This window comes from Galbibacter kalidii (assembly GCF_026241135.1).
Classification (GTDB): domain Bacteria; phylum Bacteroidota; class Bacteroidia; order Flavobacteriales; family Flavobacteriaceae; genus Galbibacter.
Genome location: NZ_JAPFGA010000014.1, coordinates 128,953 through 144,848, shown reverse-complemented (window position 1 = coordinate 144,848; position 15,896 = coordinate 128,953). Strand labels below are relative to the sequence as shown.

The following is a 15,896-nucleotide window of genomic DNA, read 5'->3' as shown; positions in this document are numbered from 1 at the left end:
AAGCTGTGATGAAATCCGTATATTTGGCCATGAGGGAGTCCACTAAAAAATGGACCATGCCCGTTAGGAACTGGGGCATTATTTTAAATCAGTTCCTGACGATCTATGAAAAAAGGGTCAGACTCTAATTAAGAATCCAACCCTCGATATTTTTACTTACACACTTTTTGGGATAGTGTCCTTTTTAGATACCTTTCATTTATCTTATTCCGGATTTAACTGTTTGTGTAATTTGCCAATCCGTTCTTCATATTCGTTCATGGCATCCCTTACCATATCCACATTGTCCGACGCTCTTTGATGGGCATCCTCCATAACTTTTTCCAGCTTTGCATCTGGATGTTGAAACAGATCTGTTATGACATGGTTGATTTTGTCAATACTACTTTCTTGTGTATTCTTGATGTCTTCCAGTTTTGAAAGGATCTTACGCATCCTCTCTAATTTTTCTCGACTCATATTTTTATGTGTTTTGTTTTGCTTAAGTTACAAAAAATATCTAAACCCTTATTTTTTAATGAGTTACATTCTTGAAAATTCTTGTTCTAAAAATTAAGGGTAAAAGTGAATTTTCAAAGAAATCCAAAGAATCAAAGAAATTGTTAACTTTGCAGGGAATCCCGCATGAGCGGGACTTTTTCTATACTCAATACAAATGCAAACTCCTAAAAGAATTGCGATTACCGGTAGCGGGCTCGTAGGCACTTTATTAGCTATTTATTTACAAAAAAAAGGACATCAGGTAGATGTTTATGACAGGAGACCCGATATCAGGACCATGCAATTTTCCGGGAGATCGATAAACTTGGCTATGTCAACCCGGGGGTGGAAAGCACTTGAGGGCGTTGGGATAGACAAATCCATACGGGAAATTGCAATCCCGATGGATAAAAGAGCTATTCATGTGCCAAACAAACCCATGTATTTTCAATATTATGGGAAAGAAGGAGAGGCTATTTATTCCATCTCCAGAGGTGTTCTAAACAAAAAAATGATCGATTTGGCTGAAGATGTCGGAGCCCGTTTTATTTTCAATTCCAAGGTTTGGGATGTTGACCTTCCCGAAGCGGTTATTTATACCGGGGAAAGTCAGAAAGGAGAGTGGACAGCCCATAAATATGATTTGGTTTTTGGTGCAGATGGGGCTTTTTCAAGGATTAGACATAAAATGCAACGCAGCAGTATGTTTAACTACAGTCAGTATTTCCTCAAAACGGGATATAAAGAGTTGAGTATTCCGGCAGGAGAAGGAGGGAAGCATAAGCTGAATAAAAATTCGTTGCACATTTGGCCCCGCGGTGCTTTTATGCTTATTGCTTTGCCTAATTTGGATGGAAGCTTCACCTGTACGCTTTTTATGCCCATGAAGGGAGAAAATTCCTTTGATAGTTTGGATACCGAAGCTAAAGTTGGATGTTTTTTTGAAGAGCATTTCAACGGTGTAAAAGACGATATCCCCAATTTGATCAGGGATTTTTTTAAAAACCCCACAAGTGCGTTGATGACCATAAAATGCGAACCATGGGTGTACTGGGATAAAGTGGCTCTAATAGGCGATGCGGCCCATGCTGTTGTTCCTTTTTACGGACAAGGGATGAATGCCGGATTTGAAGATATTATGGTCTTGAGTCAGCTTATGGAAAAATATGGGGATGATTGGGAGATGATCTTTTCAACTTATCAGAAAGAACGAAAACCCAATACAGATGCTGTAGCAGAATTGAGTTATAGAAACTTTATTGAAATGAGCTCTAAAACTGCAGATGAGCGATTTCTATTGCGTAAAAAGATTGAAAAATGGTTTTCAGAAAAACATCCCGGAAAATGGTTGCCTTTGTATAGCAGGGTTACCTTTTCAGATGACTCATATGCAGAGGCATTGCGTGAGGGTGACCTTCAGAATGAGATCATGGATGAGGTAATGGAAGTAGATGATATCGGCAAAAAATGGAATAGCGAAGAAGTGGAAAATATAATTTTAAAAGGACTTTCCGAAAAGAAGTGTAAGAGTTGAGATCAGTTGTTGGGATTAATCTACTGTTTTTGAGCTTCAGCTAAAAAATAAACCTCGGTTACCTGAATCGCTTAAAATTGGGGATTTAAACCCATTTTGTAGCGTTAAAAATCAGAAAATAGGGGGGTAGCTTTATAAATTTTCCATAACTTTATAGATAACCCAAACGTTAAAGCTATATGGAAATTCTCGTGATCGGTGCTACCGGAAGAACAGGGCGTTACGTGGTGAAACAAGCATTGAACGAGGGACATCGTGTAACGGCCTTTGTCAGGTCTCCTGAAAAACTGGATTATCCGCAAACGGGTGTGACAACCGTTCAAGGAAATGTGTTGGATGTTAAAGAGGTTCAAAACCTTGTCAATAACCAGCGATTTGATGCTGTTGTGGTCGCCATAGGGGATAGTACATTAAAACGTAGCACAGTGAGGGCAGTTGGGACAAAAAACATTATTACCGCTCTAGAAAATAGAAATGTATCTTCCAGATTGTGGGTGATAAGTTCTGCGGGGATCAATGAAAGTATGGACCAGCTTGGTTTTATATCCAAGACATTTTTAAAAACAATTTTAAAGGGACATCTGCGCGATCACAGTAATCAGGAAAAATATGTTAGGGAAAGTAGATTGCCCTACACCATAGTTCGACCAGTGGGATTGAGCGATGAAGCCGGGGATAATGACTATATGGTGTTGGAAAAAGGTAAGGTTAAGACAAACAGGATCCCAAGGATGGATGTTGCCCATTTTATTGTTAAAAATATAGGGAATGACGATTTTATAGAGAAAGCAGTAGTGTTATGTGACAACAAAGAAGAAAAGTAAGCTTATTGATAACCTGCCGCTTGTAAAGAGAATAACTCTGCATAGAGACTGTCATTCTTCATTAAAGCCTCGTGTGTTCCCAACTCCAAAACTTTTCCATTCTGTAAAACCAAAATAGTATCGGCCATTCGTACGGTGCTGAACCGGTGTGAAATGATAATGCTCGTCTTGCCTTTGGTCAAACCGATGAATCGCTCAAAAACTTCAAATTCAGCTTTCGCATCCAGTGCTGAAGTGGGTTCGTCCAAGATTAATACTTTAGCATCTTTCATATAGGCCCTGGCAAGTGCTACTTTTTGCCATTGTCCGCCGGAAAGCTCCTGTCCTTTATTGAAGCGTTTACCCAATTGTTGCTGATAACCCCTTTCCAGTTTTTCTACCACTTCTGAGGCAAGACTTTGTTGAGCTGCTTTTTCAATGCGTTTTGTATTCTCAATTTCATCGATTTTGCCTACGGCGATATTTTCCTTGAGGGTAAATTCATATCGAAAGAAATCTTGAAAAATGACCCCGAATATTTTTTGATATTCGTCCTTGTCAAATTTCCGGATATCTATTCCATCTAAATAAATGGTTCCGGATGTCGGTTCATAAAAACGAAGTATTAATTTGATGAGCGTTGTTTTTCCGGCACCATTCTGTCCAACAAATGCCATTTTTTCTCCAAGCTTCAATTTGAAAGAAACGCCTTTTAAGACCTCTTCGCGATTTCCCGGATAGCGAAAGGTGATATTGTCGATAAAGAAACCTTCGGTAATGGTTTCAGGTAATGGCAAGGTATCTGCATCTTCTTGTTCAACCTTCAAATCGATAAAATCAAAGTAATCTTTCAGATAAAGGGCACTTTGGGCAATTCGGGTAAATCGGGAGAAAAAGCCCTGTAAACTATTTCTCAGCCTGTTGAAAGAGCCGCTTAGAAAAGTAAGTTCGCCAACAGTGATAACACCTGTTAACACTCGATAGATGATGAGTCCGTATGCGGCGTAGTACGAAAGTACGCCAAGGAGGTTGAACAACGCTCCGTAAGCACTTCGCTGCACAGCAAGAGATTTGTTAAGTCGATAATATTGGTCTGATAAGACCGCAAAGCGGTTGGCGATATAGTCAGTGAGTCCAAAAAGTTTAATTTCCTTAGCGGTTTTATCATTGGCACCTACATAACGTAGGTAATCCAATTCACGTCTTTCGGAGGTCCAGCTTCTAGCCAGGGAATAGCTTTGTGAGCTGAATTTAATCTCGTTGATAAACGAAGGGATGATACTCAAGATAAGGATGACGATCAACACGGGTTCGAAATAGATCAAACCCGCAATCAAAGACACCATACTGATCAGGCTTTCCACTTGACTCAGGATGTTTGACATAAGATTTACACGACCGGTTGTTTGCGTCCTGGCCCTTTCGAGTTTATCATAAAATTCTGGATCTTCCAATTGGTCAATTCCAATTTCGTTGGTCTTTTTAATGATGGTTACCGAAGATTTATTGGCATAAAGGTCACCTAAAAGTCCATCGGTCAATGTGATCAAACGGCCAATCAGGTCGGAAAGCAATGCAATGGCCAATTCCAAAATAACATATTTCCAAAGTAGGGAGTAGTCTTTATCCGTAGCACTTATCTGTAGAAGAATTTCATCGATGATCAGTTTGCCAACCCACAACAACACAACGGGAGAAAACGCATTGAGCAAGCGCGCCAAAGCATTTATCAAATACATTACCTTGTTGGTTGTCCATATTTCCAATGAGAAACGGGGAATGTATTTAAAAGCGGCAAAAGAATCCCTAAAGGAAGTCTTTTTTGATGGATCGTCTTTTAAGGATGCGAGTTTTCTTGGCAATTTTATGCGAGTTGTTTTGTACTAATGTAATAAAAAAAGCCCCGCGATAAGCGAGGCTTTAAGAAATATGTGGAATATTTTTAAGCAGAAGCAAACAAGTCTTCCATTTTTTGTTTTTCTTCTTCGGCTAGTGTTGGATCAACCAAAATTCTCCCACTGTGCTCATCGGTAATGATCTTTTTACGAGATGCGATTTCCATTTGCACTTGTGGTGGGATGGTAAAAAACGATCCTCCTGAAGCACCACGTTCGATAGCAACAACGGCCAATCCGTTTTTAACGCTACCGCGAATTCTCTTGTAGGCACTAAGGAGTCTTGGATCGATCAAGTCTTCATACTCAAGACTTTTATCCATTAAAGCCTTTTCTTCTTTTTCGGTTTCCTTTAAGATATCGTCAAGCTCTCCCTTTTTGTGTTTTAGGTGAGAATCCCTTTCAGACAAACGTCCTTTGGTTTGCTCGATTACCTCTTTTTTCTGCTCGATCTGTGCTTTGAATTCTTTGATGTGCTTTTCAGCCAGTTGAATCTCTAATTCCTGATATTCAATTTCTTTGGAAAGCGAGTTGAATTCCCTGTTGTTACGAACGTTTTTCTGTTGTTCGGTATATTTTTTTATGGAAGCTTTTGCTTCTTCGATAAGGTTCTTCTTGCTGGAGATCCCATCGTTTATTTCTTCAAGGTTCCCGTTGAGTTTCTCTAAACGTGTTTTCAACCCTTCTACCTCATCTTCCAGATCTTCAACCTCTAAAGGTAGCTCACCGCGAACGTTTCTGATCTCATCAATACGAGAGTCTATAAGTTGCAAGTCGTATAAGGTTCTTAATTTGTCTTCTACTGTTGCTTCTGTTTTCTTTGCCATATTCTTTATAAATACTTGACGGGATTTGTATTACAAACTGATAAAACGACTGCAAAATTAGTGATTTTTTTTGTAAGATACTCAACTAAAAGATTTTTTGTGAACTGCTCACTTTCATAATGACCAATATCGGCTATGATTATCCTACCTTCAGCTTTAAAAAAATCATGATATTTCACATCACCTGTGATGTAAACATCTGCTCCTGCACGGATTGCATTCGGAATAGCAAAAGCACCACTGCCTCCCAAAACAGCTACTTTTTTGACTTTTTTGTCGGTGAGTTCTGAGTGCCTGATGCAGCCGGTTTGCATACGTTCTTTTACAAACTTAAGAAATTCTTCCGGGTTTTGTGGAGTGGGCAATTCGCCAATCATCCCAATACCAATATGTTGGTTGGTGTTTTCGAGTGTAGTGATCTCGTAGGCCACTTCTTCATAAGGATGATTTTCAAATAAAGTTTGGACAATCGTTCGCTCCAAATGTTTTGGAAATGTAATTCCGATTTGGGTTTCTTCTTCATAATGGGTCACCCCTTTTTCACCGATCACCGGATTGGAGTCGTCATTGCCTTTAAAACTTCCTGTGCCGTTGATATTAAAACTGCAGTGGTCGTAATTTCCGATAGATCCGGCGCCTACTTCAAACAAGGCTTCCCTGAGCGTTTCCGCATTTTTCTTCGGAACGAAGGTGAGGAGTTTTTTGATGGTATTTTCCTGCGGAATGAGCACTTTTTTGTTTTCCAAGCCCAAAACCTCACAAATTTTGGCATTGACCCCGACGAAACTATTGTCCAATGCCGTGTGGATGGCATAAATGGCTATGTTATTTTTGATGGCTTTAAGGACCACACGCTCCACATAATTTTTCCCGGTGATTTTTTTCAATCCACTGAAAATAATGGGGTGGAAACTCACGATGAGGTTGCATTTTTTTTCAATCGCTTCATCTACAACGGCCTCCAAGGTGTCTAGACAGACCAAAACGCCGCTTAGTTTTTCGTTTTTATCACCTACTAAAAGACCCACATTGTCAAAATCCTCCGCATAGGGAAGCGGGGCAATTTCTTCGACAATATTGATTACATCCTGAATACGCATTCGATCATTTTTTTCTATGGTAAATATACATAAACACAATCGAAAAAATTGATTCGGAGTTTTCTGCTATCCGATTTATCCAATTTTTTTTCAAGAGAAGCATAAAATATTCTAATTTCGCTCTTATGCGAAGATGGAGAAAATTGCTTTTGCCCTTCTCGTGGGGCTATTGGTTGGTGGTTTTTATACGGAATTATCTGTATGATATTGATTTTTTTAAATCGGAGCAATATAATTTTCCTGTGATCTGCATTGGGAATTTGAGTGTTGGCGGAACGGGAAAAACCCCGATGACAACTTATGTGTCTTTGTTGGCTGCTGAAAATTATAAAACAGCCATTTTGAGCCGTGGCTATAAACGAATCACCAAAGGTTTTGTGCTGGCAGATGAAAAGGCAACGGCAAAAACAATAGGGGACGAACCTTTTCAGTATTACAAAAGCTTGAAAAACATTAGCGTAGCTGTAGATGAAGATCGAAGGCATGGCATTGCGGCATTGCAAAAACAACTCAACCCAGATGTGATCGTGTTGGATGATGCTTTTCAGCATAGAAAAGTAAAAGCAGGGTTTAATGTGCTACTGACCATGTATGGCGATCTTTATGTCAACGACCATTTGCTGCCTGCCGGGAATTTAAGGGATATACGCTCACAAGCCAAAAGGGCCGATGTGATTGTGGTAACAAAGTGCCCGAATGACTTGTCGGTTGACGAACAGGCTTCCATAAAACAAAAACTAAAACCTGTGAACGGGCAAGAAGTTTATTTTACCTCCATTTCATATATGGATAGGGTTGTTTTTCCTTCAAAAAAAGAACCTCTTGATACTTTAAAGGACAGGAAAGTAACTTTGGTCACCGGAATTGCCCATCCTGAACCCTTGGTAGCTTATCTGAAAGACAACGGACTTCAATTTGAACATCTTCGTTATGCCGATCACCACAATTTCTCCGATAAGGAAATAGCGCTGCTGAAAACTAAAGCATGTGTGCTCACCACAGAAAAAGATTATGCAAGGCTGGGGGCATATCTGGAAAATGCTTGTTTTTTACCAATAGGGATTTCTTTTATTAGTGGGAAGGAGCAATTTGATGATAGGATTATGGAATTTATCAAAACCCAGCCCTAAGCCGGACTACTCTCCGATTTTTTGATGGCGCTACCAATGATCTTGTAGAAAGCATCAGGTTTAAAAGGTTTGGTGATAATATCATTACATCCTGAACTAAAGAAATCTTCGGTGCTTTCATCGAGTGTAAGCGCAGTAAGCGCAATAATCGGGATATCTTTATTGAATTTTCTGATCTCTTCCGTAGCTTTTAGTCCGCTAATGCCGGGCATGTGGATGTCCATCAGGATAAGGTCATATTCGTTTTTCTTGGTCAGTTCTATCGCTTCATAACCGTTGTCGGCCACATCACAATTAACACCTTCTTTGGCGAGCATTTTTTTGGTGATCACCTGGTTTATTTTGTTGTCCTCAACAACCAGGATGCGTAAATTCTTCAGGACTTCCTTTTCAATCACCTCAGTACTGTCGTCTATAATTTCGGATGCGTCCGGCACATCAAACTCAAGGTCAAAGTAAAACGAACTTCCCATGCCAATCTCGCTTTTTACGGCAATCTTACTGTTGAACAAACTCAGCAAACTTTTTACGATGGTAAGTCCCAATCCGGTGCCACCATATTTTCGGTTGATTTGTACCGAGCCTTGAGAAAAACTTTCAAAGATGTTTTGCTGCATGTCTTCAGAAATGCCGATACCCTCATCGTTGACTTCAAAATGTATTTTGTGTTTGTTTTCTGTAGAACCAAGTGATTTTAGTTGAATGGTAACTTTTCCGTTTTCGGTAAATTTTAATGCATTCCCAACAAGATTGATCAAGATTTGAGAGAGTTTTAAAGGGTCGCCAATAAGTTTTAAAGGGATTTCTTTGTCAATATTCAGTACGATGGTGTTCTTGTTCTCTTTTGCAGTTTGCCGTAAGGAGAAAGCTACGTCCTCAAGTGTTTTTCGCAGGTCGAATACAATTTTGTCTGCCATTAGTTTATTGGCGTCTATTTTGTTGATCTGCAAGATGTCGTTGATAAAATCCAATAGGTATTCCCCTGAGAACTTCAAAGATTTCAAGTGTTCTTTCTGACTTTCCTTTGGGTCTTCATCCAAGAGCAAATGGGTGAGTCCTGTTACGGCATACAAGGGTGTACGCAGTTCATGGCTAACGGTAGAGAGAAATTCCTCCTTGGCTTTCATCGCCCTTTCAGCCTCTTCTTTGGCGATCTGTAATTCTTTGTTTTTCTTTAATAAAAGATCGTTGGTTTTGAATTTTATTTGGTTGTTTCTGTACAGGGAAATGGTCAATAATGAAATAATGATCAATAAAGCAGAACTGAGTACCGATGTCAATTTTGAGATGTTTACTTTTTGTTGTTGTTCGATCTCGTCCTGACTCATTCTGGCAATTACATTGTTCAGGAACTGAGCTTCATTGGTATAGGCCGCCTCATTTTGTTTTTTTATGATATTCGGATTGAAATATGTCGCTTTTATGCTATCGGCTTTTTTATAGTACAACAGCGCCCGATGATAATCCTCTTTTTTGTTGGCGATGTCGTGCTTTAATAAATTGATATCCAGCATCACTTTCGGAAATTCATGTCGGGCAGCGATACGCATAGCGTTGTCCAATAGGATTTGTGAACTCTCATAGTTTTCCTCAGTAGCATATATTTTAGCAAGGACAAGTTGAGAGGCGGCATACAAATACTCTTTTTCATATTGATGATCCGGAGGGATCATTTTTTGAAAAATAGATTTTGCCTTGTCGTATTGTTTTAATTCATTGTAAATTAATCCTTGGTAGAATGAAACAGTGTTTAAGAGGCTTTTGTCCTTATAATTTACATTGGCCAAAGCTTCTTCTATGAGGGTTTCTGCTTCTTTTTCTTTTTGTTGAAGGGCTTTTATATAAGCTTCCAGTATGGCGGTTAAGGCTTTTCCGTCGCTGTATTTGTATAGATTTAAAACCTCTCGGGATTCCGTAAGGTAAATTTGTGGGTCTACCGGTTTGTTATAGTCAATATTTAAACGGGCATATAGGTTGTAGAAATCGACAATGCTTTCAACATTATCAGTACTTCCGGCTATTTGAAGACCTTTTTCGATGGTTGTTAGCGCTTTCTCATATTCACCGGTGTTTTTGTAGTTGTAAACCCTTTTGGTGATGTTTTCGATGCTGTCTTTTATGGCATTACTCTCTTGAGCCCCTATGTGGATAGGCAGCAAGGTGAATAAGATTATGAGGACAAAAAAGCGCATAATTGAAAATAATGCTACGCTGTAAAGATAACTATTTCTCCACAATAAGGTGAATTAAATCGATAATACGGCAGCTATAACCGTACTCATTGTCATACCAGCCGATGATTTTTACCATTTTTCCAATAACTGAGGTCATTTGAGCGTCGAAAGTGCAGGAGTAAGGGGTGTTGATGATATCGACAGAGACGATGGGGTCTTCGGTATAGGTCAAAATATCTTTCAAATGGGTCTCCGAAGCTTTCAGAAAGGCTTGATTTACCTCCTCAATAGAGGTTTCTTTTTTTACATTGAAAGTGATATCCGTTAGGGAACCGTCCGGAACAGGAACCCGGATACCACAACCTCCTATGGAAGTACTTAATTCAGGAAAAATACTGGTCAATGCCTTGGCAGCTCCCGTAGTTGTAGGCACGATGGATTGTCCTGCGGCCCTAGCCCTTCTTAGGTCACGATGTGGTTGATCGTGTAAACTTTGATCGGTGGTGTAAGAGTGTACCGTGGTAATATAAGCTTGCTCAATACCACAAAGTTCCTGGATCACTTTGATCATCGGTGCGGCATTGTTGGTGGTACAGGAAGCGTTGGAAATGATGCTTTCGCTACCGTCCAAAATATGTTCGTTAACACCTAAAACGACCATTTTTATAGAATCATCAACCGGTGGAACGGATAAAATCACTTTTTTAGCACCTCCGGAGATATGATGTTCTAAAAGTGTTTTGGTTTTGAATTTTCCCGTAGCTTCAACAACGATATCCACTTCATAGGGTTTCCAATTGATAGTCTCTAATGAGATGTGGTTCAACAGCGGATAGGGAGTGTTGTTAACGATAATGTTGTCGTTGTCGTGTTTGATGTCATTCGACAAAACCCCGTGAATACTGTCGTATTTAAGCAGGTGACTCAGGGTGCGGGCATCTGCAATATCGTTAATGGCCACCACTTCTATTGATGGATGGTCGAGTAGTAGCCTGAAAATAGTGCGGCCAATCCGTCCAAAGCCATTAATGGCAATTCGTGTTTTTTTCAAAATGACTTATTCAATATGTTTATGAGCCTTGTATGACGATCTTACCAACGCACCACTTTCTACATGCCTGAATCCAAGATCTAAGCCTATTTCGCGGTATTTATCAAACTGATCCGGAGTGATGAATTGCTTGACAGGTAAATGCTTTTTTGAAGGTTGTAAATATTGTCCAATGGTAACCACATCTACATTGGCATCCCTGAGATCGTGAAGGGTTTCTATAACCTCTTCTTCCTTTTCACCTAAGCCCAACATGATTCCCGATTTGGTTCTTTTTATGCCTTGGTCTTTCAGGTATTTTAAAACCTGTAGGCTTCGGTCGTATTTAGCCTGGATACGCACCTCGCGGGTAAGTCTTCTTACGGTTTCCATATTGTGGGAAACCACCTCTGGAGCAACATCTACAATACGATCAATATTGCGTTCAACACCTTGAAAATCCGGGATTAAGGTTTCGAGGGTAGTCGTAGGGTTCATTCTGCGGATCGCCTTCACGGTTTCCGCCCAAATAATAGATCCCATATCTTTTAGGTCGTCCCTGTCTACTGAAGTGATCACAGCGTGTTTGATACTCATGATCTTGATAGAGCGGGCCACTTTTTCGGGTTCTTCCCAATCTACAGTGTCGGGTCTTCCGGTTTTTACTCCGCAAAAGCCACACGAACGGGTACACACATTCCCCAAAATCATAAAGGTAGCAGTGCCTTCACCCCAACATTCTCCCATATTCGGACAACTACCCGAAGTACATATCGTGTGTAGGTTGTATTTGTCTACCAGCCCTCTAAGCTCTGTATATTTTTTTCCGGTGGGCAACTTTACTCTCAACCATTTGGGCTTTCCCTTTTTAGGCGGAGCAATGCTGCTTGCAGTATCTATACTCATATCACAATATTATGGGACAAAGATACAAAGTTAAGTTTGAAAATAGTATCAAATGCTGATGAGATACCAGATTGAAAATCCAACTAAAAAAACGATGCCTGCCCAGCTTAAAATATGCATCTTTACACTTGGACGCCACTTCTTAGGCATATGGGAAGAACAAACCAATTTGTAATTGATGATAGCATAAAATGGTGCAGTTACAAACGAGAGGATTGTAGCGATATCGATCAGTAGTTTCATTTCAGACAGATAAAAAAGTAGGATACAAACTGTACCGGTGGCCAAAATGACAATCCACACGGCAAAACTGTATTTGCTTTTTATGTTGAAGAGCAGATGGGATGCTTTTGCCATGGCCCTCGGTGAAGCATCCAATGTGGTGAGCGTTGTGCTGAACATGGCTGTAAAAGCAGCTATGGCTATGATATAATAGGTATAATCACCCAAAGTTTCAGTATACATATTGATAAACTGAGAAGCAAATTGTGTGGCTCCGCTATCAAAACTTTCTTCGGAATGATACATAACCAAAGCCCCTAAACTTAAAAAGAAAACACCAAGGAGAATAGTGCTTAAATAGCCAACATTAAAATCATTTACAGCGCTTTTGGTTTTATATGATTTCTGAACTTTTCTCTTTTCAATGGCCCACAACGATTGCCATACCGAAATATCTAAAGGGGCAGGCATCCATCCCATAAAAGCAATCAAAAAAGCGAGTCCGACAGTATCGGTGGGGAGTACTTGCCCGAAATGAACGTTCTCCGTAGTGTTTGGTACTGCAATAAAAATGGCGATTACCGTACAAATGGTCAAGGTTGTTATAATGATCTTCATCAAATTGTCGAGAAATTTGTATTTCCCAATCATTAAGACAGCCATACAGATGATGGTGATAATAATGCTCCAGGTGGTTGCGCTGGAGGTAATGCCGAAAAGGTTGGAAGCCAATCCGGCTGTTACTATCGTTACGGCCGTTTGTATGGTAAACATGGTAGCAAAATTGAGAACGAAATAAGCATACAAAACGCCTTTTCCCAATTTTTTATAACCGTCCAGCAGGCTTTCGCCCGTAGCCATGGCATATCGTGGAGCAAACTGAAAAAAGGGGTATTTAAACAGGTGAACCAAAAACAAAGCCCATAAAAGACCGTAACCATAATCGGCTCCGGCTCTGGTAGACTGTACAAGGTGGGACACTCCAATGGCCGCTCCGGCAAATAAAAGCCCCGGTCCCAGTTTTTTCAAGAAATTTTTCACTTAAAGTCAATTGGTGGTTAGTGGATGTTTAAAAAGACTTTAAAACCTGCGTCACACTGAGCCTGTCGAAATGTAATGTGATAAATCAAATCGTCTTCGACAGGCTCAGACTGACAATTTGTGTAAAAACAGTCTTTTTAGGCACCCTCATTATTCAAGAAGTGAAAATAAGAAAAATATTTACTTCTGCTAAGGTGAAGCTTGAAGCTTTGTTTCAGGGAAGGTTACTTCTTTTTGGTAATAATGCCAGCCAGTAATTTTTTGGCGCGAAGGAGTTTTACTTTGATGTTGTTGAGAGGTTCGTTGAGTTCTTTAGCGATTTCTTCATAACTCAACTCTTGAAAATACCTGAGGTTGATTACTTTTTGATAGTGGGGTTTTAATTTTTTGATGTGTTGAAGCAGTGTAGCAAGGTTTTGTTCGGTGATTAATTTGTCTTCAGCAGTAGGGGTATCGTCGGCAAGGTTGTAAACTGTGTTTTCTTCCTGTCGTGAAGCTTTGATTAGCAACTCCGATTTTTTCTTCCGAATAAGGTCAATATGAATATTTTTTGAAATGGTGATCAACCATGTTTTGAATTCATAATTGCTGTTGTAGGTATCTATTTTATCAAATGCTTTGGAAAATGTCCTTATGGTAATGTCTTCTGCTTCATTTTCGTTACGAGTCCTCAAAAGCTGAAAGCTGTACACATCACTCCAAAAATGATCTAGAAGAAAACTGAAGGATATCTGATCGCCTACCTTTGCACGGTCAATATGCTCTTTAATTTGCGCTGTTTTAACGGTCAATACATTTGAATTTACGTTCCTATATAAAGATAAGAATTTGAAAGTAATCCAGACAAATATTTGTCGATTTTCATCCCACACCATGGAGTTGCTCTCAAGGTAGTTGCTTAAAAAGCAGGTGTGTTTTTAATATAAAGAAAGGGAAGGAAGTATTAATTGCGTTGCGGATCCGGTTGGCGACAATCTTGCTCGTCGGGCATTTTTCCACAGAAACTGCACGACTCTCCTTCTTTGTTTAGAAAAGGAGATTGGCTGGCACAAGTCCCGGCAAATTTCCCGTCTTTCTTTCCCCAGATTTTAATTGCGATCCCGGCAAAGGCCAAACCTAATAATACGATAGTGATCAATAAAAGTTTCACACGAACAGATTTAAATTAAATGTATGTTTTTCAATTGTAATGAATTTGGCTACAAAGGTACAAAAGAAGCATTTAAATAGCGAGGGAGAGCCTTAAAATCTGCTTAAAAGTCATAAAAAAAGCCCGGAAAATCCGGGCCTGATTGTGTATTAAGTGTTATTCAAGTTTAATATTGGCAACTTCACTGTCAATAGCAGTAAAGTCGTTATTACCTTTGGCGCCAATGGTTATTTTATAGTTGGATATGCTGTCTTTAAAGGGTAAAGCCATCAATTTTCTGTCAGCTTTTTCCAAAACACCCAAACTCACCATTTCTCCATTTATTTCGGCCCACATTTTAAGTTCTTTCTCTTCCGGTAGGTCCGGTAGCGATACAATGTTAATGGCCGAAAGTTTTTCTTTAGGATTTATATAAGCCACCGAGCGCAGATTTTTAGCACGTTCGTTCCCTTTAATCACGTATTTACGTGTTTCAGGGTCGTTTAAAACTGCATATTTGCTTTTCATGTTTTCCAACATAGCATTGGTGGAAACAACATCGCTCTTAAGGTTTTCAATTTGACTTGCAACCGTATTTTTCTCACTGGAAAGCAATCTGTTTTGCTTCCAAAGCATAACAGTTGTTACTCCAAAAAGTAAGGTGGTTACACAGGCAGCAACAAAATACCAAGGGATATTTTTCTTACTGGAAACGGCAGGGATTTCGGTTTTTATTTTTTCTAAAACTTCGTTTTTTACGTCTGTTGGAGCTTGTATAGCATGTGCTTTTGCATAGAGCTCCAAATTTTCCTGCAGGTTCTCGTATTCTTCGTTAACCTCTGGGTACTTATTGATGTGATGTTCTACGCGAACTTCTTCTTCGTAACTTGTGTCGTCAATGATATAGCGCTCTAACAAGTCACTTTCCAAAAATATTTTTACTTCATTTTTCATGATTTTACTGAATTATCAAATACAATAATATTGACAATGTAGCAGGGTTATAGATACGTCTTAATTCTCTTAATCCTATCTTTAGTCGGGACTTGATGGTGCCTAATGGAATGTCTAATGCTTCGCTGGCTTCTTGTTGAGTCATGCCTTTGAAGAATAAGGCTTCCATGACCACTTGATATTTATCATCCAGCGAACTTAAATGTTTGCGGATATCAATGTGTTCCGGGTTTACACTTTCAACTCCTAAGTTATATACGTCTGAAACTTCGATTTGGATTTCCTGATCGCTTTTTAAGTTGACACTCCTTATTTTATCAATGGCCGTATTACGCGTAATCCTGAACATCCAAGTGAAAAGTTTCGCCTTTTTGGGGTCGTAGCTGTCTATTTTCTTCCATATTTTCATCAAACTGATCTGAAGTACGTCTTTTGCGAGGTCTTCGTCGTTTGTGATTTTCATGGCAACACCAAAAAGAGTGTCTCCGTAAGATTCGTACAGAATAGACATCCCTTGCTGGTCTCTTTTCTTGAGGAGTTCAATAATATTTTGTTCGATAAGTTTACTCATGCAACTTTAACTTGAAATATATATCGTTTGGAACATTGCCTTGGGTATTGGCCTGCCTCAAATGGTGCCCAAATTTATTAATTAAAACGCGAAAAACGGG

Annotated in this window: 15 protein-coding genes and 1 pseudogene; 4 read left to right on the top strand and 12 right to left on the bottom strand. The window is 39.5% G+C overall.

Going from position 1 to position 15,896, the window contains the following annotated elements; genetic code table 11:
* Window positions 1-128 (top strand): annotated as a pseudogene (locus tag OOZ15_RS20325) (IS256 family transposase); the annotation flags it as partial.
* 76 nt (window positions 129-204) lie between these two features.
* Here the strand turns inward: OOZ15_RS20325 and OOZ15_RS14580 are convergent.
* A complete protein-coding gene (locus tag OOZ15_RS14580) occupies window positions 205-459 on the bottom strand; it encodes a hypothetical protein (RefSeq protein WP_265957162.1) in 255 nt (84 codons plus the stop codon).
* Between the two features lie 196 nt (window positions 460-655).
* Here OOZ15_RS14580 and OOZ15_RS14575 point away from each other — a divergent pair, with 196 nt between their 5' ends.
* Both OOZ15_RS14575 and OOZ15_RS14570 read left to right on the top strand, forming a co-directional pair.
* Window positions 656-2,014, top strand: coding sequence for an FAD-dependent oxidoreductase (locus tag OOZ15_RS14575; protein ID WP_265957161.1), 1,359 nt, complete (start codon window positions 656-658; stop codon window positions 2,012-2,014).
* A 179-nt stretch (window positions 2,015-2,193) separates the two neighbouring features.
* Window positions 2,194-2,838: an NAD(P)-dependent oxidoreductase gene (locus OOZ15_RS14570; RefSeq protein ID WP_265957160.1), complete on the top strand. Its 645-nt coding sequence runs from the start codon at window positions 2,194-2,196 to the stop codon at window positions 2,836-2,838.
* A gap of 2 nt (window positions 2,839-2,840) precedes the next feature.
* On the opposite strand, the gene OOZ15_RS14565 is transcribed toward OOZ15_RS14570, so the two are convergent.
* The 3 genes from OOZ15_RS14565 to OOZ15_RS14555 form a co-directional block, all read right to left on the bottom strand.
* The gene (locus tag OOZ15_RS14565; protein WP_265957159.1) at window positions 2,841-4,679 is read right to left on the bottom strand and encodes an ABC transporter ATP-binding protein; all 1,839 of its coding nucleotides are present in this window, start codon (window positions 4,677-4,679) and stop codon (window positions 2,841-2,843) included.
* Window positions 4,680-4,759: 80 nt separating this feature from the next.
* Window positions 4,760-5,539, bottom strand: a complete 780-nt coding sequence (locus OOZ15_RS14560; RefSeq protein WP_265957158.1) for a zinc ribbon domain-containing protein — start codon at window positions 5,537-5,539, stop codon at window positions 4,760-4,762.
* A gap of 5 nt (window positions 5,540-5,544) precedes the next feature.
* The gene (locus OOZ15_RS14555) at window positions 5,545-6,639 is read right to left on the bottom strand and encodes a Nif3-like dinuclear metal center hexameric protein (protein WP_265957157.1); all 1,095 of its coding nucleotides are present in this window, start codon (window positions 6,637-6,639) and stop codon (window positions 5,545-5,547) included.
* A gap of 125 nt (window positions 6,640-6,764) precedes the next feature.
* On the opposite strand from OOZ15_RS14555, the gene lpxK reads away from it, so the two are divergent.
* Window positions 6,765-7,769, top strand: coding sequence for a tetraacyldisaccharide 4'-kinase (gene lpxK / locus OOZ15_RS14550; RefSeq protein ID WP_265957156.1), 1,005 nt, complete (start codon window positions 6,765-6,767; stop codon window positions 7,767-7,769).
* On the opposite strand, the gene OOZ15_RS14545 is transcribed toward lpxK, so the two are convergent.
* The 8 genes from OOZ15_RS14545 to OOZ15_RS14510 form a co-directional block, all read right to left on the bottom strand.
* Complete coding sequence (locus OOZ15_RS14545) at window positions 7,766-9,928, bottom strand: tetratricopeptide repeat-containing hybrid sensor histidine kinase/response regulator (RefSeq protein WP_265957155.1); 2,163 nt, start codon at window positions 9,926-9,928, stop codon at window positions 7,766-7,768. The genes lpxK and OOZ15_RS14545 overlap by 4 nt on opposite strands.
* A 64-nt stretch (window positions 9,929-9,992) precedes the next feature.
* Window positions 9,993-10,994, bottom strand: coding sequence for a type I glyceraldehyde-3-phosphate dehydrogenase (gene gap / locus OOZ15_RS14540; protein ID WP_265957154.1), 1,002 nt, complete (start codon window positions 10,992-10,994; stop codon window positions 9,993-9,995).
* Window positions 10,995-11,000: 6 nt separating this feature from the next.
* Entirely contained in the window at window positions 11,001-11,879 is an 879-nt protein-coding gene (lipA, locus tag OOZ15_RS14535; protein ID WP_265957153.1) for a lipoyl synthase, read from the bottom strand.
* A gap of 48 nt (window positions 11,880-11,927) precedes the next feature.
* Window positions 11,928-13,142, bottom strand: coding sequence for an Nramp family divalent metal transporter (locus OOZ15_RS14530; RefSeq protein WP_265957152.1), 1,215 nt, complete (start codon window positions 13,140-13,142; stop codon window positions 11,928-11,930).
* A 224-nt stretch (window positions 13,143-13,366) separates the two neighbouring features.
* On the bottom strand, window positions 13,367-13,933 hold the full coding sequence (locus tag OOZ15_RS14525; RefSeq protein WP_265957151.1) for an RNA polymerase sigma factor: 567 nt from the start codon (window positions 13,931-13,933) through the stop codon (window positions 13,367-13,369).
* Between the two features lie 152 nt (window positions 13,934-14,085).
* Window positions 14,086-14,292, bottom strand: a complete 207-nt coding sequence (locus OOZ15_RS14520; protein WP_265957150.1) for a membrane or secreted protein — start codon at window positions 14,290-14,292, stop codon at window positions 14,086-14,088.
* 156 nt (window positions 14,293-14,448) lie between these two features.
* Window positions 14,449-15,225: an anti-sigma factor gene (locus tag OOZ15_RS14515; protein ID WP_265957149.1), complete on the bottom strand. Its 777-nt coding sequence runs from the start codon at window positions 15,223-15,225 to the stop codon at window positions 14,449-14,451.
* 4 nt (window positions 15,226-15,229) lie between these two features.
* Window positions 15,230-15,796: an RNA polymerase sigma factor gene (locus OOZ15_RS14510; protein WP_265957148.1), complete on the bottom strand. Its 567-nt coding sequence runs from the start codon at window positions 15,794-15,796 to the stop codon at window positions 15,230-15,232.
* Window positions 15,797-15,896 lie beyond the last annotated feature (100 nt).